Source organism: Cryobacterium sp. TMT4-10, from assembly GCF_004403275.1.
GTDB classification, from domain to species: domain Bacteria; phylum Actinomycetota; class Actinomycetes; order Actinomycetales; family Microbacteriaceae; genus Cryobacterium; species Cryobacterium shii.
This window is the reverse complement of sequence record NZ_SOGU01000006.1, coordinates 1-24721: the sequence shown is the minus strand read 5'-3', so window position 1 is coordinate 24721 and position 24721 is coordinate 1. Positions and strand designations below refer to the sequence as shown.

The 24721-nt window shown below is 66.6% G+C and carries 19 protein-coding genes; 12 read left to right on the top strand and 7 right to left on the bottom strand.

Annotated features, from left to right (window positions below):
* The first annotated feature begins 551 nt into the window (after positions 1-551).
* The 12 genes from coaE (at position 552) to E3T42_RS00370 (ending at position 14826) form a co-directional block, all read left to right on the top strand.
* A complete protein-coding gene (gene coaE / locus E3T42_RS00425; protein WP_134366642.1) occupies positions 552-1181 on the top strand; it encodes a dephospho-CoA kinase in 630 nt (209 codons plus the stop codon).
* A 10-nt stretch (positions 1182-1191) separates the two neighbouring features.
* Entirely contained in the window at positions 1192-3255 is a 2064-nt protein-coding gene (gene uvrB, locus E3T42_RS00420; RefSeq protein ID WP_134366641.1) for an excinuclease ABC subunit UvrB, read from the top strand.
* Between the two features lie 88 nt (positions 3256-3343).
* The gene (uvrA, locus tag E3T42_RS00415; RefSeq protein ID WP_134402248.1) at positions 3344-6211 is read left to right on the top strand and encodes an excinuclease ABC subunit UvrA; all 2868 of its coding nucleotides are present in this window, start codon (positions 3344-3346) and stop codon (positions 6209-6211) included.
* A gap of 17 nt (positions 6212-6228) precedes the next feature.
* Positions 6229-8118 (top strand): excinuclease ABC subunit UvrC, encoded by a 1890-nt coding sequence (uvrC, locus tag E3T42_RS00410; RefSeq protein WP_134402247.1) that lies wholly within the window; start codon positions 6229-6231, stop codon positions 8116-8118.
* Positions 8119-8180: 62 nt separating this feature from the next.
* Positions 8181-9056 carry an RNase adapter RapZ gene (gene rapZ / locus E3T42_RS00405; protein WP_134366638.1) on the top strand — a complete coding sequence of 292 codons (876 nt, stop codon included), beginning with the start codon at positions 8181-8183 and terminating at the stop codon, positions 9054-9056.
* A 98-nt stretch (positions 9057-9154) separates the two neighbouring features.
* Positions 9155-10135, top strand: a complete 981-nt coding sequence (gene whiA / locus E3T42_RS00400) for a DNA-binding protein WhiA (protein WP_134366752.1) — start codon at positions 9155-9157, stop codon at positions 10133-10135.
* Positions 10136-10254: 119 nt separating this feature from the next.
* Entirely contained in the window at positions 10255-10881 is a 627-nt protein-coding gene (locus E3T42_RS00395; RefSeq protein WP_134366637.1) for a superoxide dismutase, read from the top strand.
* Positions 10882-10967: 86 nt separating this feature from the next.
* Positions 10968-11972 (top strand): type I glyceraldehyde-3-phosphate dehydrogenase, encoded by a 1005-nt coding sequence (gene gap, locus E3T42_RS00390; protein WP_134402246.1) that lies wholly within the window; start codon positions 10968-10970, stop codon positions 11970-11972.
* An 11-nt stretch (positions 11973-11983) separates the two neighbouring features.
* Complete coding sequence (gene pgk, locus E3T42_RS00385; RefSeq protein ID WP_134366635.1) at positions 11984-13198, top strand: phosphoglycerate kinase; 1215 nt, start codon at positions 11984-11986, stop codon at positions 13196-13198.
* On the top strand, positions 13189-13989 hold the full coding sequence (tpiA, locus tag E3T42_RS00380) for a triose-phosphate isomerase (protein ID WP_134366634.1): 801 nt from the start codon (positions 13189-13191) through the stop codon (positions 13987-13989). Before pgk ends, tpiA begins: the two co-directional genes overlap by 10 nt.
* A 139-nt stretch (positions 13990-14128) precedes the next feature.
* A complete protein-coding gene (secG, locus tag E3T42_RS00375; protein WP_134366633.1) occupies positions 14129-14380 on the top strand; it encodes a preprotein translocase subunit SecG in 252 nt (83 codons plus the stop codon).
* 77 nt (positions 14381-14457) lie between these two features.
* Positions 14458-14826 carry an RNA polymerase-binding protein RbpA gene (locus E3T42_RS00370; RefSeq protein ID WP_134366632.1) on the top strand — a complete coding sequence of 123 codons (369 nt, stop codon included), beginning with the start codon at positions 14458-14460 and terminating at the stop codon, positions 14824-14826.
* Positions 14827-14900: 74 nt separating this feature from the next.
* On the opposite strand, the gene pgl is transcribed toward E3T42_RS00370, so the two are convergent.
* The 7 genes from pgl to E3T42_RS00335 all read right to left on the bottom strand — a co-directional run bounded on the left by pgl (position 14901) and on the right by E3T42_RS00335 (position 24345).
* Positions 14901-15671 (bottom strand): 6-phosphogluconolactonase, encoded by a 771-nt coding sequence (pgl, locus tag E3T42_RS00365; RefSeq protein ID WP_134366631.1) that lies wholly within the window; start codon positions 15669-15671, stop codon positions 14901-14903.
* Positions 15668-16636 carry a glucose-6-phosphate dehydrogenase assembly protein OpcA gene (locus tag E3T42_RS00360; protein WP_134366630.1) on the bottom strand — a complete coding sequence of 323 codons (969 nt, stop codon included), beginning with the start codon at positions 16634-16636 and terminating at the stop codon, positions 15668-15670. The genes pgl and E3T42_RS00360 overlap by 4 nt, the downstream gene beginning before the upstream one ends.
* Positions 16633-18174, bottom strand: a complete 1542-nt coding sequence (gene zwf / locus E3T42_RS00355; protein ID WP_134366629.1) for a glucose-6-phosphate dehydrogenase — start codon at positions 18172-18174, stop codon at positions 16633-16635. Before zwf ends, E3T42_RS00360 begins: the two co-directional genes overlap by 4 nt.
* Positions 18175-18288: 114 nt before the next feature.
* Positions 18289-19896 carry a glucose-6-phosphate isomerase gene (locus tag E3T42_RS00350; RefSeq protein ID WP_134402245.1) on the bottom strand — a complete coding sequence of 536 codons (1608 nt, stop codon included), beginning with the start codon at positions 19894-19896 and terminating at the stop codon, positions 18289-18291.
* A complete protein-coding gene (gene tal, locus E3T42_RS00345) occupies positions 19893-21032 on the bottom strand; it encodes a transaldolase (protein WP_134366627.1) in 1140 nt (379 codons plus the stop codon). The genes E3T42_RS00350 and tal overlap by 4 nt, the downstream gene beginning before the upstream one ends.
* A gap of 60 nt (positions 21033-21092) precedes the next feature.
* A complete protein-coding gene (gene tkt / locus E3T42_RS00340; protein ID WP_134402244.1) occupies positions 21093-23186 on the bottom strand; it encodes a transketolase in 2094 nt (697 codons plus the stop codon).
* 214 nt (positions 23187-23400) lie between these two features.
* A complete protein-coding gene (locus E3T42_RS00335) occupies positions 23401-24345 on the bottom strand; it encodes a heme A synthase (protein WP_134366625.1) in 945 nt (314 codons plus the stop codon).
* Positions 24346-24721: the final 376 nt, after the last annotated feature.

Genomic DNA, 24721 nt, shown 5'->3' with positions numbered 1-24721 from the left:
TGAGTTCTTTGATCGGTACTCACTGACCATCCCACGGTGGCTCCTCACGTTGACGAAGCAACGCTCAAGAGCGGGAAATCACACCACTCACGGGGACGTAACCGGACAGTCCAGCACCAGTGCCCTCTACGAGGATGACCAACGTCTATCCAATAGACACAAGTACAAGATCGTCTTTGCGTTTCCCAAGTGCCACCGGCTCGGACTCTGCTGACGACATTCTGCCGTCGCGCGTGGGGTCATCCGCTGTCCCGTAAGCCGGACCAACCGCGCACATGACGAGTGAATGGCGGGCCGCGGCGACCGTCTGGTAGAACTTTGTTCCGCATGCCCCGGCAGAAAAAAGTTCGCGCCCAGGCGCGCAATGTGCGACAGCGTTCGTTCGTGGGAAGAGCCCGAATCAACATATCGGCCGCACTGCGGGCCTGGCCGGCCGGATTACCGTCACCGTCGGCATTGCCGACGCCATCCGTGTCGGCAACGACGGTGGACTGCCCGCCCCCCCCCGCTGACAAAGGTGCGGATGAGCACGGGCCGTTAGCATTACAGGCGTGTACTTGATTGGACTGACCGGCGGGATCGCATCCGGAAAGAGCACTGTGGCGCGCCAACTCGTGCAGCACGGCGCCGTGCATATCGACGCCGACCATCTGGCGAGGCTCGCGGTCGGACCGGGCACCCCGGCCCTCGCGCAGATCGCCGATGCCTTCGGCCCGGGGGTACTCAATGCCGAGGGCGCCCTGGATCGAGCGGCCCTGGGCGCACTGGTCTTCGCCGACCCGGATGCGCTCAGCCGCCTCAACGCGATCGTGCACCCGGCGGTGCGGGCGATGTCCAACGCGCGCATCAGGGAGGCAGAACGAGCCGACCCGGAGGCAGTCGTCGTCTACGACGTGCCCCTGCTCGTGGAAGCCGCCGTCGACCATCCGTTCGACCTGGTCGTGGTCACCCAGGCCGACGAGGAGACCCGGGTGCGCCGCATGGTGGATCTGCGCGCGATGGATGCCGGTGAGGCGGAACGCAGGATCCGCTCGCAGGCCAGCGACGCCGAGCGGCTCGCAATCGCCGACGTGGTCCTCGAGACCGGAGGCACCCTCGAGCAGACTCTCGAGCAGGTAGACCTGCTCTGGGAACAGATTCACGCCGGACGCGAAGACCGTACTGTCAGGGCTGCTCCTTAGACTAGAGATCATGGAACCCACGCGCTCAGTGCATCCGTTCGAGGTGGTCAGCGAGTACACACCGAGCGGCGACCAGCCCACCGCGATCGCCGAACTGGCCGGCCGGATCAATGCCGGGGAGACCGACATCGTGCTGCTCGGCGCCACCGGAACCGGCAAATCCGCGACCACCGCCTGGCTGATCGAGCAGGTGCAGCGCCCGACCCTGGTCCTGGCCCACAACAAGACCCTGGCAGCTCAGCTCGTGAACGAGTTCCGCGAGCTGATGCCCAATAACGCTGTCGAATACTTCGTGTCCTACTACGACTACTACCAGCCCGAGGCCTACGTGCCCCAGACCGACACCTTCATCGAGAAGGACTCCTCGATCAACGCCGAGGTCGAGCGGCTGCGGCACTCCACCACTAACTCCCTGCTCAGCCGGCGGGACGTCATCGTCGTGTCCACCGTGTCGTGCATCTACGGTCTCGGCACGCCCGAGGGCTACCTTCAGGCGATGGTCGCCCTGCAGGTCGGCCAGCAGATCAACCGGGACTGGCTGATCCGCAAGTTCGTGGCGATGCAGTACCAACGCAACGACGTCGACTTCTCCCGGGGGCATTTCAGGGTGCGCGGCGACACCATCGAGATCATTCCGATGTACGAAGAGCTCGCGATCCGGATCGAGATGTTCGGCGACGAGATCGAAGCGCTGTACAGCCTGCATCCGCTCACCGGCGACATCGTGAGGAAACTCGAGTCGGTGTCCGTCTTCCCCGGGTCGCACTACGTGGCGAGCACGGATGTCATGCAGCGCGCGATCGTCACCATTCAGGAAGAACTCGCCGAGCGGCTGGAACAGCTCGAACGTGAAGGCAAGTTGCTCGAAGCCCAGCGCCTCCGCATGCGCACGACCTTCGACCTCGAGATGATGGAACAGATCGGCTTCTGCTCCGGGATCGAGAACTATTCCCGGCACATCGACGCCCGGGCCCCGGGGGAGGCCCCGCACTGCCTCCTGGACTACTTCCCCGACGATTTCCTGATGGTCATCGACGAGTCCCACGTGACGGTGCCGCAGATCGGCGCCATGTACGAGGGCGACTCGTCCCGCAAGCGCACCCTCGTCGAACACGGATTCCGCCTGCCGAGCGCCCTGGACAACCGGCCGCTCAAATTCTCCGAATTCAAGGGACGGGTCGGCCAGACCGTCTACCTGTCCGCGACGCCGGGAAAGTACGAGATGGGCATCGCCGACGGTGTCGTGGAGCAGATCATCCGCCCGACCGGGCTGATCGACCCGCAGATCGTCGTGAAGCCGAGCAAGGGCCAGATCGACGACCTGCTCGAGGAGATCCACAAGCGTGTCGAACGGAACGAGCGCGTCCTGGTCACCACTCTGACGAAGAAGATGGCGGAAGAACTCACCGACTTCCTGACCGAGGCCGGTGTCCGGGTGCGGTACCTCCACTCCGACGTCGACACCCTGCGCCGGGTCGAGCTCCTGACCGAGCTCAGGGCCGGTGTCTACGACGTTCTCGTCGGCATCAACCTGCTCCGGGAAGGGCTCGACCTTCCCGAGGTGTCGCTGGTCGCCATCCTCGACGCCGACAAGGAGGGTTTCCTCCGGTCGGCGACGTCTCTCATCCAGACCATCGGGCGCGCGGCCCGCAACGTCTCCGGCGAGGTGCACATGTATGCCGACCGGCTCACGGCCTCGATGGAGCGTGCCATCGACGAAACCGATCGTCGCCGCGAGAAACAGGTCGCCTACAACACGCTGCACGGCATCGACCCCACCCCGCTCCGCAAGCGCATCGCGGATATCACCGAGGTTCTGGCGAGGGAGGAAGCCGACACGGCCGAGCTCCTGGCCGGCCGCGACGCGCGCCGGAAAAGCGTCGCTGCGACCCCGCGCCGGCAGGGACTGGCCGCGAACGGCGCCAACGACCTCGAATCCATCATCGCCGACCTGAACGGCCAGATGCTCGAGGCGGCCGGGGAACTCAAGTTCGAACTCGCGGCCCGGCTGCGCGACGAGGTCTCCGAGCTCAAGCGTGAGCTGCGTCAGATGGAGAAGGCCGGCCACATCTGACCGGCTTCCGAACAAAAATTCGAACACGTGTTCGCTCAGAGCGTTGTTCTGGGTGTATCAGTGTCGGCGCACTGCATAGACTCGAAAAGTGTCAATTTCCAAGGTAGAGTCCGGGTCAAAACTCAACGTCCGCGGTGCGCGTGTGCACAACCTGCACAACGTCGACCTGGAGATCCCTCGGGATTCGCTTGTCGTGTTCACCGGGCTGTCCGGCTCCGGCAAGTCCTCCCTCGCGTTCGACACCATCTTCGCGGAGGGCCAGCGGCGATACGTTGAGTCGCTCTCCGCCTACGCGCGCCAGTTCCTGGGGCAGGTGGACCGACCCGACGTCGATTTCATCGAGGGCCTGAGCCCGGCCGTCTCAATCGATCAGAAGTCGACCAACCGCAACCCGCGCTCGACCGTGGGCACCATCACCGAGGTCTACGACTACATGCGGCTGCTCTGGGCGCGCATCGGCATTCCGCACTGCGCGGTCTGCGGTGAGGTCATCCAGGCGCAGTCCGTGCAGCAGATCGCCGACCAGCTGATGGAGCTCGAGACGGGCGTGCGGTACCAGGTACTCAGCCCCGTGGTCTCGCAGAAGAAGGGCGAATTCGTCGACCTGTTCAAGGAACTCGCGGCCGGCGGCTATTCCCGGGCCATCGTCGACGGCACCCAGATTCAGCTCAGCGAGCCGCCCACCCTGAAGAAGCAGGTCAAGCACGACATCTCCGTGGTGATCGACCGGCTGGTCGCCGCACCCGAGCTGCTCAGCCGGCTCACGGACTCCCTTGAGACCGCGCTCAAACTGACCGACGGAATCGTGCAGATCAACTACGTCGACCTCGAGGGCGACGAGGCCTGGCAGAGCTACTCGGAGAAGCTCTCCTGCCCCAACAACCACCCCGTGCAGCTGACCGAGATCGAACCCCGCACCTTCTCATTCAACGCCCCGTTCGGCGCCTGCCCCGAATGCTCCGGTCTCGGCACGCGCATGTCGGTCGATGCCGACCTCCTCCTCGGTGATCCGCAACTGAGCATCGCGGAAGGCGTGGTCCTGCCCTGGACCACCCAGGGCAAGGGCCTGTTCCAGTACTACGAGAAGCTCCTCGACGGCCTCGCCCGCGACCTGGACTTCTCCCTCGACACCCCCTGGGGCGACCTCCCCGAGGAGGTGCAGAACGCCGTGCTCCGCGGCGACAACTTCGAGGTCAAGGTGAAGTGGAAGAACCGCTACGGCCGGGAGATGAGCTACACCTCCGGCTTCGAGGGTGTCGTCCCCTACATCGAGCGCCAGTACCTCCAGGCCGAGTCCGACACGCAGCGGGCACGCTGGGGCGAGTACCTGCGCGAGGTCGACTGCCCCGTCTGCGCCGGCACCCGGCTCAAGCCCGAGGTGCTCGCGGTGCTCGTGCACGACGCGAGCATCGCGGATGTCTGCAACCTCAGCCTCAGTGACGCGCGAGTCTTCATGAACAAGCTCGAGCTCACCGACCGGGAGGCGGTCATTGCGGCCCAGGTCCTGCGGGAGATCAAGGCACGCCTGGACTTCCTGATCCGGGTCGGCCTGAACTACCTCAACCTGGCCCGCGCCGCGGCGACCCTCTCCGGCGGCGAAGCCCAGCGCATCCGGCTGGCGACCCAGATCGGCTCCGGACTCACCGGCGTGCTCTATGTGCTGGACGAGCCGAGCATCGGCCTGCACCAGCGCGACAACCGGCGCCTGATCGAGACCCTCGTCACGCTGCGCGACCTCGGCAACACCCTGATCGTGGTCGAGCACGACGAGGACACCATCAAGACGGCGGACTGGATCGTCGACATCGGCCCCGGGGCCGGCGTCAACGGCGGGCATGTCGTGCACTCCGGCTCGTACGCCGACCTGCTCACGAACACCGCGTCTCTGACCGGCGACTACCTGGCCGGCCGCAAATCGATCCCCACGCCCACGACCCGGCGGGAGATCGACCCCGCCCGGGAGATCACGGTCGTCGGCGCGGAGGCGAACAACCTCAGGAAGGTGACCGTCAGCTTCCCGCTCGGTACCTTCACCGCGGTCACCGGGGTCAGCGGATCGGGCAAGTCGTCGCTGGTGAACGACATCCTGTACCGCGTCCTGGCCAACCGGCTCAACGGCGCCCGCAAGCTTCCCGGGCGCCACACCCGCGTCACTGGACTCGACCACCTCGACAAGGTCATCCACGTCGACCAGGCGCCGATCGGGCGCACCCCGCGCTCGAACCCGGCGACCTATACCGGCGTGTTCGACAAGATCCGCACCCTGTTCTCCGAGACCGTCGAGGCGAAGGCGCGCGGGTACCTGCCCGGCCGGTTCAGCTTCAACGTCAAGGGCGGCCGCTGCGAGGCCTGCTCCGGCGACGGCACGATCAAGATCGAGATGAACTTCCTGCCGGACGTCTACGTGGCCTGCGAGGTCTGCGGGGGATCCCGGTACAACCGAGACACCCTCACCGTGCATTACAAGGGCAAGAGCATCGCCGAGGTGCTGGACATGCCCATCAGCGAGGCCGCCGACTTTTTCGAACCGATCTCCGCGATCCACCGCTTCCTGAAGACCCTCGTCGAGGTGGGGCTCGGCTACGTGCGGCTCGGCCAGAGCGCGACCACGCTCTCCGGCGGCGAGGCCCAGCGGGTCAAACTCGCCACCGAGCTGCAGCGGCGCTCCAACGGCCGCAGCGTGTACGTGCTCGACGAGCCGACGACCGGCCTGCACTTCGAAGATGTGCGCAAGCTGCTGCTCGTGCTGAACAGCCTCGTCGACAAAGGCAACACGGTGATCGTGATCGAGCACAACCTCGACGTGATCAAGTGCGCGGACTGGGTGATCGACCTGGGCCCCGAGGGCGGTTCCGGCGGCGGCCTCGTGCTCGCCACGGGGACGCCGGAGCACATCGCCACCGTGAAGAAGAGCCACACCGGCACGTTCCTCAAGGAGGTCCTGGCAGCGCAGTAGGCGCGAGCAGGGATACCATGTCCGACGCGCTGAGCTACCGGCCCAAGACCGGAGAAATCCCCACGAGCCCGGGGGTCTACCGGTTTCGCGACGAAACCGGACGGGTGCTCTACGTCGGCAAGGCCAACAGCCTGCGGGCCCGTCTCGCGAACTATTTCGCCCCGCTCAGCAGCCTGCACGAGCGCACCCGGCGCATGGTCACCACTGCCACCTCGGTCGAATGGACCGTCGTCGGCACCGAGGTCGAGGCGCTCCAGCTCGAATGGACGTGGATCAACGAGTTCGACCCGCCGTTCAACGTGAAGTTCAAGGACGACAAGTCCTACCCCTACCTCGCCGTCACCCTCGCCGACGAGGCCCCGCGCGCCCTTGTCACCCGCACCACGGGCATCCGCAGGGCCCGGTATTTCGGTCCGTATCCGAAGGTTTGGGCCGTGCACGAGACCATCGAGCTCATGCTCAAGGCCTTCCCGATCCGCACCTGCAACAACTCCAACTACAAGCGCGCCATGCAGTCGGGCAAGCCGTGCTTCGCGGGCCAGATCGGCCGCTGCTTCGGTCCCTGTTCCGGCAAGGTGACCATCGAGGAACACCGGGTTATCGTGAACCAGTTCGTCAGTTTCATGGGTAGCCAGGATCGAAAGCTGATCAACACGCTGACCGCGGAGATGAAGGATGCCGCGGCGCACCAGAACTACGAGGTCGCCGCGAAGCGCCGGGACCAGGTCCTGGCCCTCAACGCCGTGCTGGAGAAGAGCGCCGTCGTGCTGCGGGACAGCGTCGACATCGACCTCTTCGCCATCGAAGAGGACGAGCTGGCTGCCGCGGTGCAGCTGTTCATCGTCCGGGGCGGGCGCATCCGTGGTGTGCGCGGCTGGATGGTCGACAAGGAGCTCGACGTGTCGACGGGTGAACTGATCGACTCGGTCATGCAGACGGCCTACGGCGGGGGTGCCGTGCCGCCGCGGGAAATCGTGGTGCCGCTCCTGCCCGACGACGCCGAGGCGCTGGAGATCTGGCTGGCCGGCCTGGCCAAGCGCAAGGTCAGGCTTGTCGCGGCCCAGCGGGGGGAGAAGGCGGCCCTGCTCGCGACCGCCACGCAGAACGCCAAGCACGCCCTGATGCTCTACAAGACCCGCAGAAGCTCCGACTTCGTCGCCCGGTCCAAGGCGCTGGAAGACATCCAGGAGGCGCTGGAGATGCCCTCGGCCCCCCTGCGCATGGAGTGCTACGACGTCTCCCACCTGAGCGGCACCAACATCGTCGCGTCGATGGTCGTGTTCGAGGACGGCCTGCCGCGCACCGACGAATACCGCCGGTTTAGCATCCCGGAGTCGACCGATGACACCGACTCCATCTACCGCACCCTCACTCGCCGCCTGGCATACCTGGTGCCCGAGGAGGGGGGGCCCGACGCCGAGACTGCGACGACGGATGCCCCGGTCGGCGACGCCTCGGGGAAGCGCAAGAAATTCAGGTACCAGCCGAACCTCCTGATCGTCGACGGAGGCCAGCCCCAGGTGGCCGCGGCGGCCCGGGCCCTGCGCGAATCCGGCGTCACGGGCATCCAGCTCTGCGGCATCGCCAAGCGGCTCGAGGAGATCTGGCTGCCCGACTCCGACTATCCCGTGATCCTGCCCCGCAACAGCGATGCACTGTTCCTGATCCAGCGCATCCGCGACGAGGCCCACCGGTTCGCGATCGTGCACCAGCGCACCAGGCGCAAGCGCGACATCAACACGGTGCTGGGGGAGATCCCCGGGCTCGGTCCCGCCCGGGTGAAGGTGCTGCTGCAGCATTTCGGCTCCGTCGCGCGTCTCAAGGAGGCCCCGGCGGACGCCATCTCCGAGGTCCGGGGCATCGGACCGGTGCTGGCGACAGCCATCCACGAGCATTTGCGCTCCTGAAGCGCTCTGCTGATCGGTAGGCTGGTCACTCAGGCCACATCCAACCGAAGGCGCAGTTCAGAATGACAACGGAGAACGACAGGCAGGAAATGCTTATCGTGACGGGCATGTCCGGGGCAGGTCGCTCGACCGTCGCAAATGCCTTGGAAGACCTCGGCTGGTACGTGGTCGACAATCTGCCGCCGCAGATGCTGCGCCCGCTCGTCGAACTCGTCGGCCGCGCCGGCACGAGCCTGCCGAAGATCGCCGCCGTGGTCGACATCCGCGGGCGCGACTTCTTCACCGACTTCCAGGAGATCGTGCACTCGCTGCGCAAGAGCGCCCAGGTGCGGGTCATCTTCCTCGAGGCGCGGGACGACGTGCTCGTGCGCCGCTTCGAATCCGTGCGGCGGCCGCATCCGCTGCAGGCCGACGGCACCATCCTCGACGGCATCTCGGCCGAGCGGTCCAAGCTCAGCGCCGTGCGCGAGTCGTGCGACCTCGTGATCGACACGTCCGACCTGAACATCCACCAGCTCGCCACGACCATCACCGAACGCTTCGCGGCCGCGGACGCCGCCGGGGTGCACGTGACCCTGATGAGCTTTGGTTTCAAGTACGGTCTCCCCACCGACGTCGACATGGTGGCCGATGTCCGCTTCCTGCCGAACCCGTTCTGGATCCCCGAGCTCCGGGCGCACAACGGGCAGGACGCCGAGGTGCGGGACTTCGTGCTCGAACAGACCGGCGCACGGGAGTTCATCGCGCACTACGCCGCCGCCCTCGAACCGGTGCTCGCGGGGTACCAGCGGGAGAACAAGCGTCACGCCACCATCGCCGTCGGCTGCACGGGCGGCAAGCACCGCTCGGTTGCCATGGCCGCTGAAATCGCGGCTCTGATCAAAGACTTCCCCGGCGTCGCCGTCAGCCTCAAGAATCGCGACCTCGGCCGAGAATAGCCACGGCCATCGATGCCTGCGTCAAGCAGACGCCGACACCGGCCAGTACGAACACAACGTCCAGAACCCTGGGCCAGGACGACAGAATGGACAAGCGATTGGCACTCACCGCCGACGTTAAAGACGAGCTTGCTCGCGTTGAAGTTTCAAAGACCACGGTGCGCGCCGCGGAATTGGCGACGATCCTCCGGTTTTCCGGGGGCCTGCACATGATCTCCAGCCGGATCGCGATCGAATCCGAGCTCGACACCGCACTGCTGGCCCGCCGGGTGCGGAAGGACCTGGCCGAACTGTACGGCGTGCGCAGCGACGTTTCCGTGATCGACGCCTCCGGCCTGCGCCGCAATAGCCACTTCCTCGTTCGCGTGCTCGAGGGAGGCGAGACCCTCGCGCGGCAGACGGGTCTGCTCGATGCCAGGCGACGCCCCATCCGCGGGTTGCCGAACCGCCTCACCACCGGGTCCCGGGAGGAAATCGCCGCCGTCTGGCGCGGCGCCTTCCTGGCCAACGGGTCGCTCACCGATCCGGGGCGCTCCGCAGCGCTGGAGGTCACCTGCCCGGGGAACGAGTCCGCCATGGCTCTGGTGGGCGCCGCCGGACGCCTCGGCGTGGCCGCGAAGGCCCGCGAGGTGCGCGGCGTGCACCGCGTCGTGATCCGTGACGGCGACGCGATCGGCGCGATGCTCGTGCACATGGGCGCGCAGGAGACGGTGCTCAACTGGGAGGCCCTCCGCCAGCGCCGCGAGGTGCGAGCGACCGCCAACCGCCTGGTCAACTTCGATGACGCCAACCTGCGGCGCTCCGCCCAGGCCGCCGTTGCTGCGTGCGCCCGGGTGCAGCGGGCCATGGAGATCCTCGGCGAGGACATTCCGGAACACCTGCGCTACGCGGGCGACCTGCGCCTCTCCTTCCGGGACTCCAGCCTCGACGAGCTCGGTCACCACGCGGACCCGCCGATGACGAAGGATGCCGTCGCTGGCCGCATCCGCCGGCTGCTGGCCATGGCCGACAAGAAAGCCGCAGACCAGGGGATCCCCGGCACCGACGCCAACCTGCCCGCCGACCTCGACGACGTCTAGCGGCGTCCAGCTTTCCCACATCCCCGTCACAGGTCCACCCCATCCTGAGTAGACTGAAATAGTTGCTCACGAACTGGTAGCGGCGCATTTCGCGTCGTCCACTACAGAGGAGATGCACATTGGCTGAATACACACTTCCGGCTTTGGCCTACGACTACTCGGCCCTCGCGCCGAGCATCAGCGGCACCATCATGGAACTGCACCACGGCAAGCACCACCAGGCGTACGTGACCGGGGCTAACACGGCCCTTGCACAGCTGGCCGAGGCCCGCGACGCCGGCGACCTCACCTACGTGAACAAGCTCGAGAAGGACCTTGCGTTCAACCTCGGCGGTCACGTCAACCACTCGATCTTCTGGACGAACCTCTCCCCGGACGGTGGCGACAAGCCCACTGGCGAGCTGGCCGGCGCCATCGACGACAACTTCGGCTCGTTCGACAAGTTCCGCGCGCACTTCGCCGCGGTGGCGCTCGGTGTGCAGGGCTCCGGCTGGGCGGTGCTCGCCTGGGACTCCATCGGCCAGCGACTGATCATCCAGCAGTTCTTCGACCAGCAGGCGAACTTCGCCGCCGGCACCATCCCGGTGCTGATGCTGGACGTCTGGGAGCACGCGTACTACCTCGATTACCGCAACGTTCGTGCCGATTACGTGAAGGCCTTCTGGAACATCGTCAACTGGGCGAACGTCCAGGAGCGCTTCTCCGTGGCACGCGAAAAGACCAACGGACTGCTGCTCCTCTCCTAGAGGAGCCGGGCCCCTCCGGGGGCCCGCAGCCCGTCCCGTTTCAACCATCAAAACGCGCTCCGGCGCACAAATATTAGGAGTCATCTGTGTCTGTAAAGATTGGTATTAACGGATTCGGCCGCATTGGCCGCAATTATCTTCGCGCTGACCTCGCCCAGGGCAGCGACATCGAGATCGTCGCTGTGAACGACCTCACCGACACGAAGACGCTGGCTCACCTCCTTAAATATGACTCCATCACCGGTCGCCTGAACGCCACCGTTTCCGTTGAGGGTGACTCGATCATCGTCGACGGCAAGCCGATTAAGGTCCTCGCCGAGCGCGACCCGGCCAACCTTCCCTGGGGCGCCCTGGGCGTCGACATCGTGATCGAGTCGACCGGTCGCTTCACCAAGGCCGAGGACGCGCGCAAGCACATCACCGCCGGCGCCAAGAAGGTCATCGTCTCCGCTCCCGCCACAGGCGACGCGGCCACGATCGTCATGGGCGTCAACGAGCAGGACTACGACCCGGCCAAGTTCGACATCATCTCCAACGCGTCGTGCACCACGAACTGCCTCGCGCCGCTCGCCAAGGTCTTCAACGACAACTTCGGCATCAAGTCCGGCCTGATGACGACCATCCACGCGTACACCGCCGACCAGAACCTGCAGGACGGCCCGCACTCCGACCTGCGTCGCGCCCGTGCCGCAGCCGTGAACATCATCCCGACGTCGACCGGTGCCGCCAAGGCCCTGGGCATCGTCCTCCCCGAGCTCAAGGGCAAGCTTGACGGCTTCGCTTTACGCGTTCCGGTTCCCACCGGTTCCATCACCGACCTCACCGTCATTGCTGAGCGTCCGGTCACGGTCGAGGCCATCAAGGCTGCGTACAAGGCTGCCGCCGAGGGCCCCCTCAAGGGAATCCTGATGTACACGGAAGATGAAATCGTCTCCAGCGACATCGTCACCGACCCGCACTCCTCCATCTTCGATGCCGGCCTGCTGCGCGTCATCGGCGACCAGGTCAAGCTGTCCTCCTGGTACGACAACGAGTGGGGCTACTCCAACCGCATGGTTGACCTCACCGCGCTCGTCGCCAAGAGCCTCTAACGGGGTCCGCAGTGACGCTGCGTACTATCGAATCACTGGGACAGCTCAGCGGAAAGCGCGTCATCGTCCGTTGTGACCTCAACGTGCCGTTGAAAGACGGCGAGATCACGGATGATGGCCGCGTGCGGGCGTCCCTGCCGACCATCAAGGCTCTGCGTGAGCAGGGTGCCCGAGTTGTGATCGTTTCGCACCTCGGACGCCCCAAGGGCGCCCCGGAAGCCAGGTACAGCCTGGCCCCGGTGGCGGTCCGACTCGCCGAACTGCTGGGCGCGGACGTGGCCTTCGCCACGGACACGGTCGGTGCTTCGGCTCAGGCCGCCGTGGCCGCCCTCGCCGACGGGGAGGTCGTCGTTCTCGAGAACCTCCGCTTCAACGCGGGGGAGACCGCGAAGGATGACGCCGAGCGCGGCGCGTTCGCCACGGAGCTTTCCGCTCTGGGCGATGTGCTCGTGTCCGACGGCTTCGGCGTCGTGCACCGCAAGCAGGCCAGCGTGTTCGACCTCGCGGGGATTCTTCCCAGCGCGGCCGGCCTCCTGATCGCCGCGGAGCTCGAAGTCCTCGACCGCCTCACCGAGAAGCCCGAGGCTCCGTACGCGGTGGTCCTGGGCGGCTCGAAGGTCTCGGACAAGCTGGGCGTCATCGGGCACCTGCTGCCCCGCGTCAATTCGCTGCTCATCGGCGGCGGCATGGCCTACACCTTCCTCGCAGCCCAGGGTCACAAGGTCGGCGCAAGCCTGCTCGAAGCCGACCAGATCGAAACCGTTCGCGGTTACCTTCAGGAGGCTGAGCGCCTGGGCGTGAAGATCGTGGTCCCGACGGACGTCGTCGTCGCCTCGAAGTTCGGGGCCGACGCGGAAATCGCAGTCACCCCGGCCAGCGGCATCGAAGACACCACCTTCGGAGCCTCAGGTCTCGGCCTGGACATCGGGCCGGAGACGGCAGCGGCATTCGCTGACATCATCCGGGCGTCCAAGACGGTCTTCTGGAACGGCCCGATGGGCGTGTTCGAGCTGGCCCCGTTCGCGGAGGGCACCCGCACGGTTGCCGCCGCGCTGACCGAGGTCGACGGTTTGAGCGTTGTCGGTGGCGGAGACTCTGCCGCCGCGGTGCGCACCCTCGGCTTCACCGATGACCAGTTCGGTCACATTTCTACCGGCGGCGGCGCGAGCCTCGAGTTCCTCGAGGGTAAGCGCCTGCCAGGACTGGAGGTCCTCGGATGGCAGTAAACGAACACCCACGGCGTACTCCGCTGATTGCAGGCAACTGGAAGATGAACCTGGACCACCTCCAGGCCATCGCCTTCGTGCAAAAGCTCGCCTGGAACCTGAAGGACGCCAAGCACGATGTCGCAGCGGTCGAGGTGGCGGTTTTCCCGCCGTTCACCGACCTCCGCTCGGTGCAGACGCTGGTGTCCGCCGACAAGCTCCCGATCGCCTTCGGCGCCCAGGACCTGTCGGCACACGATTCAGGCGCGTACACCGGCGAGATCTCCGGTGCGTTCCTGGCCCAGCTTGAGTGCAAGTACGTGCTCATCGGGCACTCCGAGCGGCGCACGCTGCACGCGGAGACCGACGAGCAGGTCGCGGCCAAGGTTTCGGCAGCGCTCAAGCACAATTTGGTTCCGATCATCTGCGTCGGCGAGACCGCCGCGGACCTGGAACTGCACGGCCCGAGTGCGGTGCCGGTTGCCCAGCTGCGTGCGGCCCTGTCCGGTGTCACTGACGCGGCCGACTTCGTCGTCGCCTACGAGCCCGTTTGGGCGATCGGCTCCGGCCAGGCGGCAACGCCTGAACAGGCCGAGCAGGTGGCGGCACAGTTGCGTCTCGTGCTCAAGGAAACGCTCGGTCAGGATGTGGCCGACAAGACGCGCATCCTGTATGGCGGTTCGGTGAAGGGCGTCAACATCGCGGGTTACATGCGCGAGCCCAACGTTGACGGCGCGCTCGTCGGCGGCGCCAGCCTGGACATCGACGAGTTCTCGAGCATCGTCCGGTTCCAGAAGCACGTCGGCCTGTAGGGGTTCATCCCCGACGCTGGTAATGAACCAACCCGTCGGCCCCCGTTCCGGGGGTCGGCGGGTTGGTTCGTGATGCAGGCTATGATTATGACTGATCTTGGTGGGGCTTTTGCTGCCACCGCACTGTGAAAGGTTTCGCGTGGAGATTCTCCAGGTTGTACTGCAGGTATTGCTCGGAATTACGAGCCTGCTGCTCACCATGCTCATTTTGCTGCACAAGGGGCGCGGTGGAGGCTTGTCCGACATGTTCGGCGGTGGTGTCACCTCGAACCTCGGGGCTTCAGGCGTGGCGGAGCGCAACCTCAACCGCATCACGGTCATCCTCGCCCTGCTCTGGATAACCTGCATCGTGATCCTCGGGTTGATCACCAAATTCGACGCGGGACTGTAACGCCCGCTCCACAGTTTTGACGAGTACCAGCTCATTCGGCCGATCGGCTTCAGGCCCTTTTCAAGCGGAGGAACAACATGGCATCTGGTGGCAGCGCAATCCGTGGCTCCCGTGTAGGAGCTGGCCCCATGGGCGAGCAGGACCGCGGTTTCCACGCGGACCGCATCAAGGTGTCCTACTGGGACGCCCTCGGCAACGAGACCGTTCGCTACTTCGCGGCCAATCTGCCCGACGACGAGATCCCCGAAACCATCGACTGCCCGTCCTCCGGCCTGCCGGCCGGACGCGACAAGGAAAACCCGCCCTCGGTCGTCAAGCTCGAGCCGTATAAGACCCACCTCGCGTACGTCAAGGAACGGCGCACGGAGGAGGAAGCGGAATCCCTGCTCGAGGAGGCACTCCAGCAGCTTCGCGTTCGCCGAGGAAAGCTGACGGCCACGAACTGACCTGACGTCACCACGAACCAGAAAAGGTCCCGACGATGTCGGGGCCTTTTTCGTGCCTGTTCGGCGTGACCCGGTCAGAAGGAGGACGCGGTGAGGTTCTCGGGAACCTCCGCGGCGGCCTCACGGTCGACGAAGAAGTTCGTGTACCGGCGACCTTTGATCCCGGCCACGGGGACCTCATCCCGGCTGGCTCCCGCGAGGGCGAGGCCCAGGGCCGAGGCCTTGTCCGGGCCGGCCAGGACCATCCAGATGCACCGCGACGAGTTGAGGGCCGGTCGGGTGAGGCTGAGGCGCTCCGCCGGGGGTTTCGGCGAGGAGCGCACCGCGATCACGCTGGCGGCGTTTTCCCGGATTCCGGCCTGATGCGGGAACAGGGACGCGACGTGGCCGTCGGGGCCCACACCGAGGAACGTGACGTCGAAGCGCGGCAGGGCCGTTCCTTCGATCGAGTGGGACTCCAGCTCGGCGGCGTAGCTGGCGGCGGCCTCGTCCAGGTCGAGTCCCTCGTCCGACGCGGCGAAGGGGTGGATGTTCCCAGCAGGAATCTCGATGTGGTCCAGCAGAGCCGTGCGGGCCTGGAGCTCGTTACGTTCGGGGTGGTTTTTGGGCACCCAGCGTTCGTCGCCCCACCAGAATGCCACCTGCTCCCAGTCGATGGTGTCGCGGGCCGCGGAGGCGTTGACGGCCTCCAGCACTTCGACGGCCACGGACCCCCCGGTGAGGACCACGTTGAGGTCGCCCTGCTCGTGCAGGAGGTCAACCGCGGTGGTGATGAATCTAGCGGCGACCGAAGCCGCCAGGGCAGCCCGGTTAGGGTGCACCAGTACTCGTCGTTCGTTGGTCACGATCGTCCTCCGGTTAATTCTGCGACCACATCGTCAAGGTGCGGTAGGCCGCGCGTGATGACTTCACCATACAGTTCGTCTGGATCCAGGCGGCGCAGCTCATCGCTGAGACAGTCCCGCAGGCTTCGACGTTTGAGGGTGAGGTCCTGAACCGGTTGACCCGGCTGGGTGAGCGTCGCGATGTCGGGGACCTCGCGTTCGAGGGAGATGACGCCGGCCGAGCGCGTCAGGTGCACGCAGCGGATGCCGTGGGACATCGGTCCCGTCGTGAATTCGTAGTCCACCGGGACCTGGAGCTGCATCGACAGCCAGGCGGCGAGCAGGGTCGTCGACGGCGAGTCGGCGGCGCCTGACACCCGCACCGCCGTGACCGGCAGATACGGGGGCTGGTCGAGCACGGCGGCGAGCTGGGCGCGCCAGAGGGTCAACCGGGTCCAGGCGAAGTCCGTGTCGCCGGGACGGTACGAGGCGCACAGGTGGTGCAGGGCCGCCTGCGGGTCCGGCTGGGCGGAGGCGTCCGTGATGCGCCGGTAGGCGATCCGCCCAAGCGGGGACTCGGCGGGCACGACCGGGGCCACACCGGGCCACCAGGCCACGACCGGGGCGTCCGGTAGGAGCAACCCCGTGACCAGGCTTTCCTGGTCGCTGGCGGCGTCGCCGTAGGCACGAAGCACGATCACCTCGCTCGCCCCGGCGTCACCGCCGACCCGGATTTCGGCATCGATCCGGGCGGAGGCGTGCGGGTCGGTCGGGTCGGACTCGGGCGTGGACATCACGATGACCCGCATCGGGTGTTCCCTCGAGGCATCGTTCGCCGCCTCGATCGCCTCTTCCTCGTGACCCATCGTCGACGCGATGATCAGCGTCAACACGCGGCCGAGGGCGACGGCGCCGCCCTCCTCGCGGATCCTGACCAGGGCTTTTGAGATCTTGGACGTGGTCGTGTTGGGCAGATCGACGATCATGGGCGTCTCCAGTGTCGGCCGTCGCGGGCCAGAAGTTCATCGGCGGTGGACGGACCCCAGGTTCCCGGCCGGTACTGCTCGGGTTGTCCCTGCGTCGCCCAGAATTCCTCGATCGGGTCGAGGATCTTCCAGGACAGTTCGACCTCCTCGTGCCGGGGGAACAGGGGCGGATCGCCGAGGAGCACATCCAGGATCAGACGTTCGTAAGCTTCCGGGCTGGCCTCGGTGAAGGCGTGCCCATAGCCGAAGTCCATGGTCACATCCCGCACCTGCATGCCGACGCCGGGCACCTTGGAGCCGAAACGGATGGTGACGCCCTCATCGGGCTGCACCCGGATGACCAGCGCGTTCTCGCCGAGGGGAGTCGTGTTGGCCTTGGCGAAGAGATGCTGGGGGGCGCGTTTGAAGACAACGGCAATCTCGGTGACCCTGCGGCCGAGGCGCTTTCCCGCGCGCAGGTAGAAGGGGACCCCTGACCAGCGACGCGTGTCGATGCTCAAGCGGATCGCAGCATACGTCTCGGTGAGGGACTCGGGGTCCATCCCATCCTCGTCGAGGAAGCCGGGAACCTTCTCGCCGCCCTGCCACCCGCCCGCGTACTGGCCGCGAGCCGTGCCGGTGGCCAGGTCGTCCGGGAGCCGCACGGAGGCCAGTACCTTTTCCTTCTCGGCGCGCAGGTCCGTCGCGTCGAACGAAATGGGCTCTTCCATCGCGGTCAGGGCCAGGAGCTGGAGCAAGTGGTTCTGGATGACGTCTCGGGCGGCGCCGATGCCGTCGTAGTAGCCGGCGCGGCCGCCCACGCCGATGTCCTCCGCCATGGTGATCTGCACGTGGTCGACGTAGTTGGCGTTCCAAATCGGCTCGTAGAGCTGATTGGCGAAACGCAGCGCAAGGATGTTCTGCACCGTCTCCTTGCCCAGGTAGTGGTCGATCCGAAACACGGAGTCGGGGGAGAAGACCGACTCGACGACGTCGTTCAGCTTTCGCGCCGTCTGCAGGTCACTGCCGAACGGCTTCTCGATGACGACTCTGCGCCACTGCCCGTCCTTCTGTTCGGCGAGCCCGGACCGCCTGAGCTGCTCGGTGACGAGGGGAAAGGCCTTCGGCGGAATCGAGAGGTAGAACGCATGGTTGCCCATCGTGCCCCGCTCCCGGTCCAGTTCTGCGATGGTCTCCTTCAGCAGTTCGAAGGAGGCATCGTCGTCGAAGGAACCGGGGACGAAACGGATTCCCTCGGCCAGCTGTGCCCAGACGTCCTCGTGGAAATCGGTGCGCGCGTACTGCTTGACGGAGTCGTGCACCACCTTCATGAAGTCCTCGTTGTCCCAGTCTCGCCGGGCGAAGCCGACGAGAGCGAAGCCGGGAGGCAGGAGACCTCGGTTGGCCAGGTCGTACACCGCCGGCATGAGTTTCTTCCGCGACAGATCACCGGTGACGCCGAAAATGACGAGGCTGCTGGGCCCGGCAATCCGGTTCAGACGGTGGTCGGACGGCGATCGCAGCGGATTGAACTCCGGGGTGATTTCCACCGGGGGCATGCGGCTCCTTCAGGATGGGGCGGTGAGGCGGTGAGGCGGTGAGGCGGTGCGGCGCTGAGTCCGTCCGGCGGAAACGATGACGGCGCCGGCCCCGGAAGGGTCGGCGCCGGATCGTCAGCGCAGGGCGTCGAACAGGGTTGTGATGTTCTTCTGCGGCTGGGTCAGCGTCAGCGTCAGGACCGGGCGGCCGTGTGCGGCAAGAACGCTGGCGTCGCCGCTGGCCTGGGCCTGGATGAGCTCGCCGAAGGTGAACGGGCGCTCCGGGATGTCCAGGTCCACCTCGGGGGTCGTCAGGATCTGCAGGAAGACGCCGGTGGTCTGGCCGCCCTTGTGCAGCTGACCGGTGGAGTGCAGGAACCGGGGCCCCCAGCCGAATGTCACCGGACGCTTCGAGAGCGCGGCCAGGAGGCTGCGGATCTGCGCGAGCTGCGGCAGTTCCAGCCGGTTCACGTAGGCCTGCACGGAGATGAACCCGTCCGGGCCGAGCTCCTCGATCAGGGCATCGATGGCAGACGCGAGGTCGCTCGCGGCGCCGATGACGTGGGCTGTGCCCCGGATCTCGATGCCGTCCGAGATGAAAGCGGCCGGGGCGGGCTCGGGGCGGGAGTCGAGAAGTCCACGGGTCGCGATCTTGGCGGCTTCGACATCCGGCTGATCGAACGGGTTGATGCCGAGCAGACGGCCCGCGACGACGGTCGCGTACTCCCAGACCAGGAACTGGGCGCCGAGGGTGCCGCTGACGCGGATCTCGCCCCGTCCGTCGTGGTCGGCGAACAGGTGAAGGCCGGCGTCGTCGACGAGGCGCAGGATCTGCACGTCGGGCAGGTTCTCGGTCAGTTCGGGTGCGGTGGGGTCGAGGACGACGGGGAGGATTCCGGTGCCCTGCTTGCCGGTCGACTCGGCGATGAGCTGTTCGGCCCAGTCCGGGAACCCGACGATGTGGGTGCCGTCGGCCACGAGGGCGAGCTTGTCCTTGCGCGGGTTCGTCGCCGCGATGGCCGCGCCGAGGATGAGTCCGGGGTTTTTCGGGCTGTCGATGGCGAGCGAGAGCGAGATGGACTCGGCTTCATCGAGGAGCTCCGCGATGTCCACGCCGGCGAGTCCGGACGGAACGAGTCCGAATGCCGTCAGTACGGAAAAGCGCCCGCCGACGGTGGGGTCGGCGTTGAACACCCGGTAGCCGACCGAGCGGGCATCCGCGTCGAGCGGGGAGCCCGGGTCGGTCACCACGATGATCCGGTCGACCGGGTCGATCCCGGCCTCACGGAAGGCCCGCTCGAACACGCGGCGCTGGCTGTCGGTTTCCGCCGTCGAACCGGACTTGGACGAGACGACCAGAGCGGTCTCGGCGAGGTGATTGCCGAGGGCGGCGAGCACCTGGCCGGGGTCCGTGGAGTCCAGGACCGTCAAGGGAACCCCGGCGGTGCGCGTGATGACCTCGGGGGCGAGGGAAGACCCGCCCATGCCGGCGAGGGCGATGCGGGTGACTCCGGCGGCGCGCAGCGAATCGCGCAGGGCCAGAATCTCGGGGATCAGCGGGCGGGAATCGGCGACGGACTCGGTCCAGCCGAGCCGTTTGGCGGCTTCGGCTTCCGCGTCGGGGCCCCACAGGGCGGGGTCCAGCGCGGTGATGCCGGAGGCGACGAGGTCGGCGACGAGGGTGGGGACGGTGGCGCGCACGGCGTCGGCCGCGGCGCCACTGACGGAGATGCGGAAGCTCACCGGTCGGCACCGTTTCGGGTGGCGGTCTTGGCGGCATCCAGCGCCTGGGTCACGGTGTCCAGCAGCTCGTTCCAGGACACCACGAACTTGGAGACGCCCTCGGTCTCGAGCACCTGGGTGACGTCGGCGTAGGAGATGCCTTCGTTGGCGAGGGCGTCGAGGACGAGGTTGGCCTCGTCGTACGCGCCGGTGACCGAGTTCGCGGGGATGATTCCGTGGTCGAGGGTCGCCGCGAGGGTCTTCTCCGGCATGGTGTTGACGACCTCGGGGGCAACCAGGTTGGTCACGTAGAGGGTGGCGGGAAGCGTGGGGTCCTTGACGCCGGTGGAGGCCCACAGCGGGCGCTGCTTGTTGGCGCCCGCGCTCAGCAGGCCGAGGGCACGCTCGGTCGAGAATGCTTCTTCGAAGACCTGATACGCGAGTTGGGCGTTCGCGACGCCGGCCTTGCTCTTCAGCGCGAGGGCCGAGTCGGTGCCGATGGCCTCGAGGCGTGCGTTGATCTCCGTGTCCACCCGCGACACGAAGAACGATGCCACGGAGTGGATCGTGGACAGGTCGATGCCGGCGGCCTTGGCCTTCTCCAGGCCGGAGAGGTACGCGTTGATGACCTGGCGGTGCCGCTCGAGGCTGAAGATCAGGGTGACGTTGACGCTGATGCCGAGCGCGATCGTCGCGGTGATGGCGTCTAGCCCTTCAACGGTGGCCGGGATCTTGATCATGGCGTTGGGACGGTTGACCTTCGCCCACAGTTCCTGGGCCTGCGCGATGGTGCCGGCCGCGTCGTGGGCGAGGCCAGGCTCGACCTCGATCGAGACGCGTCCGTCGACGCCGTTGGTGCGATCGTAGACCGGGCGGAAGATGTCGCTGGCCGCGGTGACGTCATCCGTCGTGATCTCGAACACGGCATCGTGCACACTGGTGCCGGCGGCCGCGAGGGCGGCCACCTGCTCGGCGTACGCCTCACCCTTACTGAGGGCGCCCGCGAAGATCGTCGGGTTGGTGGTGACGCCGACGACGTTTTTCGTGTCGATCAGGTTCTGCAGCCCGCCGGAAACGATCCGTTCGCGGGACAGGTCGTCCAGCCAGATGCTGACGCCGGCGAGGGAAAGTTCGGCGAGGGGAGTGTTCTCTGTCATGTCTCTAATCTCCTAAAAAATGTGCAGGTTGTTCCGAATGTGGTGCCGCCGACCGTTGAGTCAGTGGGCGGCGAGGGATTCCTTGGCTGCGGCGACGACGGCCTCGGTGGTGATTCCGAATTCGCGGAACAGGGTCTTGTAGTCGGCCGAGGCGCCGAAGTGCTCGATCGAGACGCTGCGGCCGCGGTCGCCGACGTAGCTTGTCCAGGTCAGGGCGATGCCGGCCTCGACCGACACCCGGGCCGTGATCTCACGGGGGAGCACGCTTTCGCGGTACTCCGCGGGCTGCTCCTGGAACCACTCGAGGCTGGGAGCAGACACGACACGGGCGTGGATGCCGTCGACCCGCAGCTGCTCACGGGCGGCCAGGGCGAGCTGCACCTCCGAACCCGTGCCGATCAGGATCACGTCGGGGGTGCCTCCCGGCGCTTCGGCGAGGATGTAGGCGCCCCGGGCGACGTTCCGCGCGGATGCGAAAACCTCACCGTGGGCATCGCCGTTGCCACGCGGGACCACGGGAATGTTCTGGCGGGTCAGCACGATCCCGGCCGGTCCCTGGCGCCGTTCGAGGATGGTCTTCCAGGCCCAGGAAACCTCGTTGGCGTCGCCGGGTCGCACAACGTCGAGTCCCGGGATGGCGCGCAGGGTCGCCAGCTGCTCGATCGGCTGGTGTGTGGGGCCGTCCTCGCCGAGTGCGACGGAGTCATGGGTCCAGACGAAGATCGAGGGAGACTTCATCAGGGCGGCCAGGCGGATGGCCGGTCGCATGTAGTCGCTGAAAATCAGGAACGTTCCGCCGAACGGGCGGGTGTTCCCGTGCAGCACGATGCCGTTCAGGATGGCCGCCATGGCATGCTCGCGGATGCCGAAGTGCAGCACCCGGCCATAGGAGTTGCCCGTCCACTCGCCGGTGGAGTGCTCGCTCGGAATGAACGACGCCGCGCCCCCGATGGTCGTGTTGTTCGATTCGGCGAGGTCGGCGGAGCCGCCCCAGAGCTCGGGGATGACGGTGCCGAGGGCGGTGAGCACCTTGCCGGAAGCGGCACGGGTCGAGACCTCGATGTCGGCCTCGAACACGGGCAGCGCCGCGTCGACGCCCTCGGGCAGGTCGCCGGCGAGAACCCGGTCGAGCAGCGCCTTCCGCTCCGGGTTGGCGGCAGCCCAGGCGTCGAACGCGGTGGTCCACTCCGCGTGGACCGCGGCGCCGCGCGCCACCGCCTGGCGGGTGTGGGAGATGACCTCGTCGGACACCTCGAAGTTCAGCGCCGGGTCGAAACCGAGCACGGTCTTGACGGCGGCCAGCTCGTCGGCGCCGAGAGCAGAACCGTGGATCTTTCCGGTGTTCTGCTTCTTCGGGCTGGGCCAGCCGATGATGGTCTTCAGGATGATCAGGGACGGCTTGTCGGTGACGGCCTTGGCCGCCTCGATTGCGTCGTTGAGGGCGGCGACGTCTTCGACGTAGGCACCCGTCTTCTTCCAATCGACCGTCTGCACGTGCCAGTGGTACGCGTCATAACGCGCGGCCACATCCTCGGTGAACGCGATGTTGGTGTCGTCCTCGATCGAGATCTGGTTGCTGTCGTAGATCGCGATCAGGTTGCCGAGCTGCTGGTGGCCGGCGAGGGACGAAGCCTCGCTCGTGATGCCTTCCTGCAGGTCGCCGTCGCCGGCGATCACGTACACGAAGTGGTCGAAGGGGCTCGTGCCGGCGGCGGCCTCCGGGTCGAACAGTCCGCGTTCGAAGCGGGACGCGTAGGCGAAGCCGACAGCGGAGGCGAGGCCCTGTCCGAGGGGACCGGTCGTGATCTCGACCCCGTCCGTGTGGCCGTATTCCGGGTGGCCGGGGGTTTTGGAGCCCCAGGTGCGCAGAGCCTTCAGATCGTCGAGCTCGAGCCCATAGCCGCCCAGGTACAACTGCACGTACTGCGTGAGGGAACTGTGACCGACGGAAAGGACGAACCGGTCGCGGCCCAGCCAGTCGTTGTCGGACGGGTCGCGGCGCATGACCTTCTGGAACAGGAGGTAGGCGGCCGGGGCAAGGCTCATGGCCGTGCCGGGATGCCCGTTCCCGACCTTCTCCACGGCGTCGGCCGCGAGCAGGCGTGCGGTGTCGACCGCCTTGTTGTCAATCGAATCCCACTGCAATGCTGCCACTTGGTATTGACCCTTCTGGATACAAAGGGGGCAGGTTGTCGAGAACCCGCACCCGCTGGTGTGCGCGCCCGTGGACATCAGCGTCATCATGGTTTCGCAGCAGAGGCCATTTCCGGTGGATCATGCCTGCATGCACCGTGATTGGCGAGCATCCCCAGTATAGGCAACCCGCGGTTGGGCCGGAGTATGGGGCGCCCCATAATCCTCCGGCGCACTACCGTTTGGCGACGAGGTCGGCCGGTGATGATCCGGGGGAGACCGTGCGGGTGTCGATGGGGGCGCTCAGATTCAACAGGAGCGCGGTCATCACGGCCGCGAGGATGCAGGACAGCACCATATGGATGCCGACCAGGCCGGCCGGCAGTCCCGTGTTGGCCTGGATCAGGCCGACCCCGACCTGCACGGCCTCGACGAGCAGCAGCAGCATCGCCCAGCCTCGCGTCTGCAGGCCGCGAGACACTCCGGTGACCATCAACACCAGGGTGAAGGCCACGGTCAGGTAGGCCGGCCAGCTGTGGATGTGCTGGAGGAACTCCGGGTCAAGGCCGGTGCGCGGGGCGTCCACGTCGCCCGCGTGCGGGCCGGAGCCGGTGGTGAGGATCCCGACCAGGATGGTGAGGAGCACGAAGGCGCTCGTGACCCACGCGACGGCACGGTACCAGCGCGGCACGGCGAGGGTGCGCTGCACACGACCGGTGTAGACCCGGTGCACGAACACGGTGCAGAGCACGACCAGGGCGACGGAGATCACGAAGTGGAGGCCGACCACGTAAGGGTTCAGCTGCACGAGAACGCTGATCCCACCGATGACGGCCTGGGCCGGGATGCCGAGCCCGGCCAGCAGTGCGAGCCGGAACAGGTCGGGCCGCTCACGGCGCAACCGCACCACGGCCAGGAACGCCGCGATCGCGATCAGGCCCAGGGCGACGCCCAGCAGACGGTTGCCGAACTCGATGAACCCGTGGATGCCCATTTCGGGTGTGTTGACCAGGGAATCCGCGGTGCATTTCGGCCAGGTCGGGCAACCGAGGCCGCTACTCGTCAGGCGCACGAGCCCGCCCGTGCCGACCAGGAGAATCTGGGCGGCCAGGTAGACCCACGCGATCACCCGGACACGCCTGTCGATCCTGGTGGGCAACCACTCCGCAATACGTTTCACCGGTTCAGCTTCCTGTCTCGTGCGCGATGTGTGAAAACGCCGGACCGCACTACTAATCCCATGGCTAGCCTGTAGAATTAGGTGTTTCCTGGGCGGCGACACCGCAGTTGACATAACCGTGGCGCAACACACCGTCGTCTGTGAACATCTTAGGTACGCAACGTAGCCGCTCACACAACGCGTTCCCGTGTCTGCCCTCCGGCCGGAGGCCTTCCCTGGAATGACCGGACTGATATCCGGGTTGTCGTGGTTGGGAGAAGAGGTAGATATGTCCGACGTCCTGCTTGACCGCCCCGAACTTGCGGGGCTCGGTACGTACGAGTTTGGTTGGTCCGATTCCGATGCGGCGGGCGCGTCCGCCAGGCGCGGGGTTTCG

Coding starts and splice junctions, on each gene's coding strand:
- E3T42_RS00360 (WP_134366630.1), bottom strand. CDS start 16,636: ATGATCGTCGATCTGCCCAACACGACCACGTCCAAGATCTCAAAAGCC.
- E3T42_RS00370 (WP_134366632.1), top strand. CDS start 14,458: ATGGCATCTGGTGGCAGCGCAATCCGTGGCTCCCGTGTAGGAGCTGGC.
- tpiA (WP_134366634.1), top strand. CDS start 13,189: ATGGCAGTAAACGAACACCCACGGCGTACTCCGCTGATTGCAGGCAAC.
- uvrB (WP_134366641.1), top strand. CDS start 1,192: ATGGAACCCACGCGCTCAGTGCATCCGTTCGAGGTGGTCAGCGAGTAC.
- uvrC (WP_134402247.1), top strand. CDS start 6,229: ATGTCCGACGCGCTGAGCTACCGGCCCAAGACCGGAGAAATCCCCACG.
- zwf (WP_134366629.1), bottom strand. CDS start 18,174: ATGCCCCCGGTGGAAATCACCCCGGAGTTCAATCCGCTGCGATCGCCG.
- rapZ (WP_134366638.1), top strand. CDS start 8,181: ATGACAACGGAGAACGACAGGCAGGAAATGCTTATCGTGACGGGCATG.
- tal (WP_134366627.1), bottom strand. CDS start 21,032: ATGACAGAGAACACTCCCCTCGCCGAACTTTCCCTCGCCGGCGTCAGC.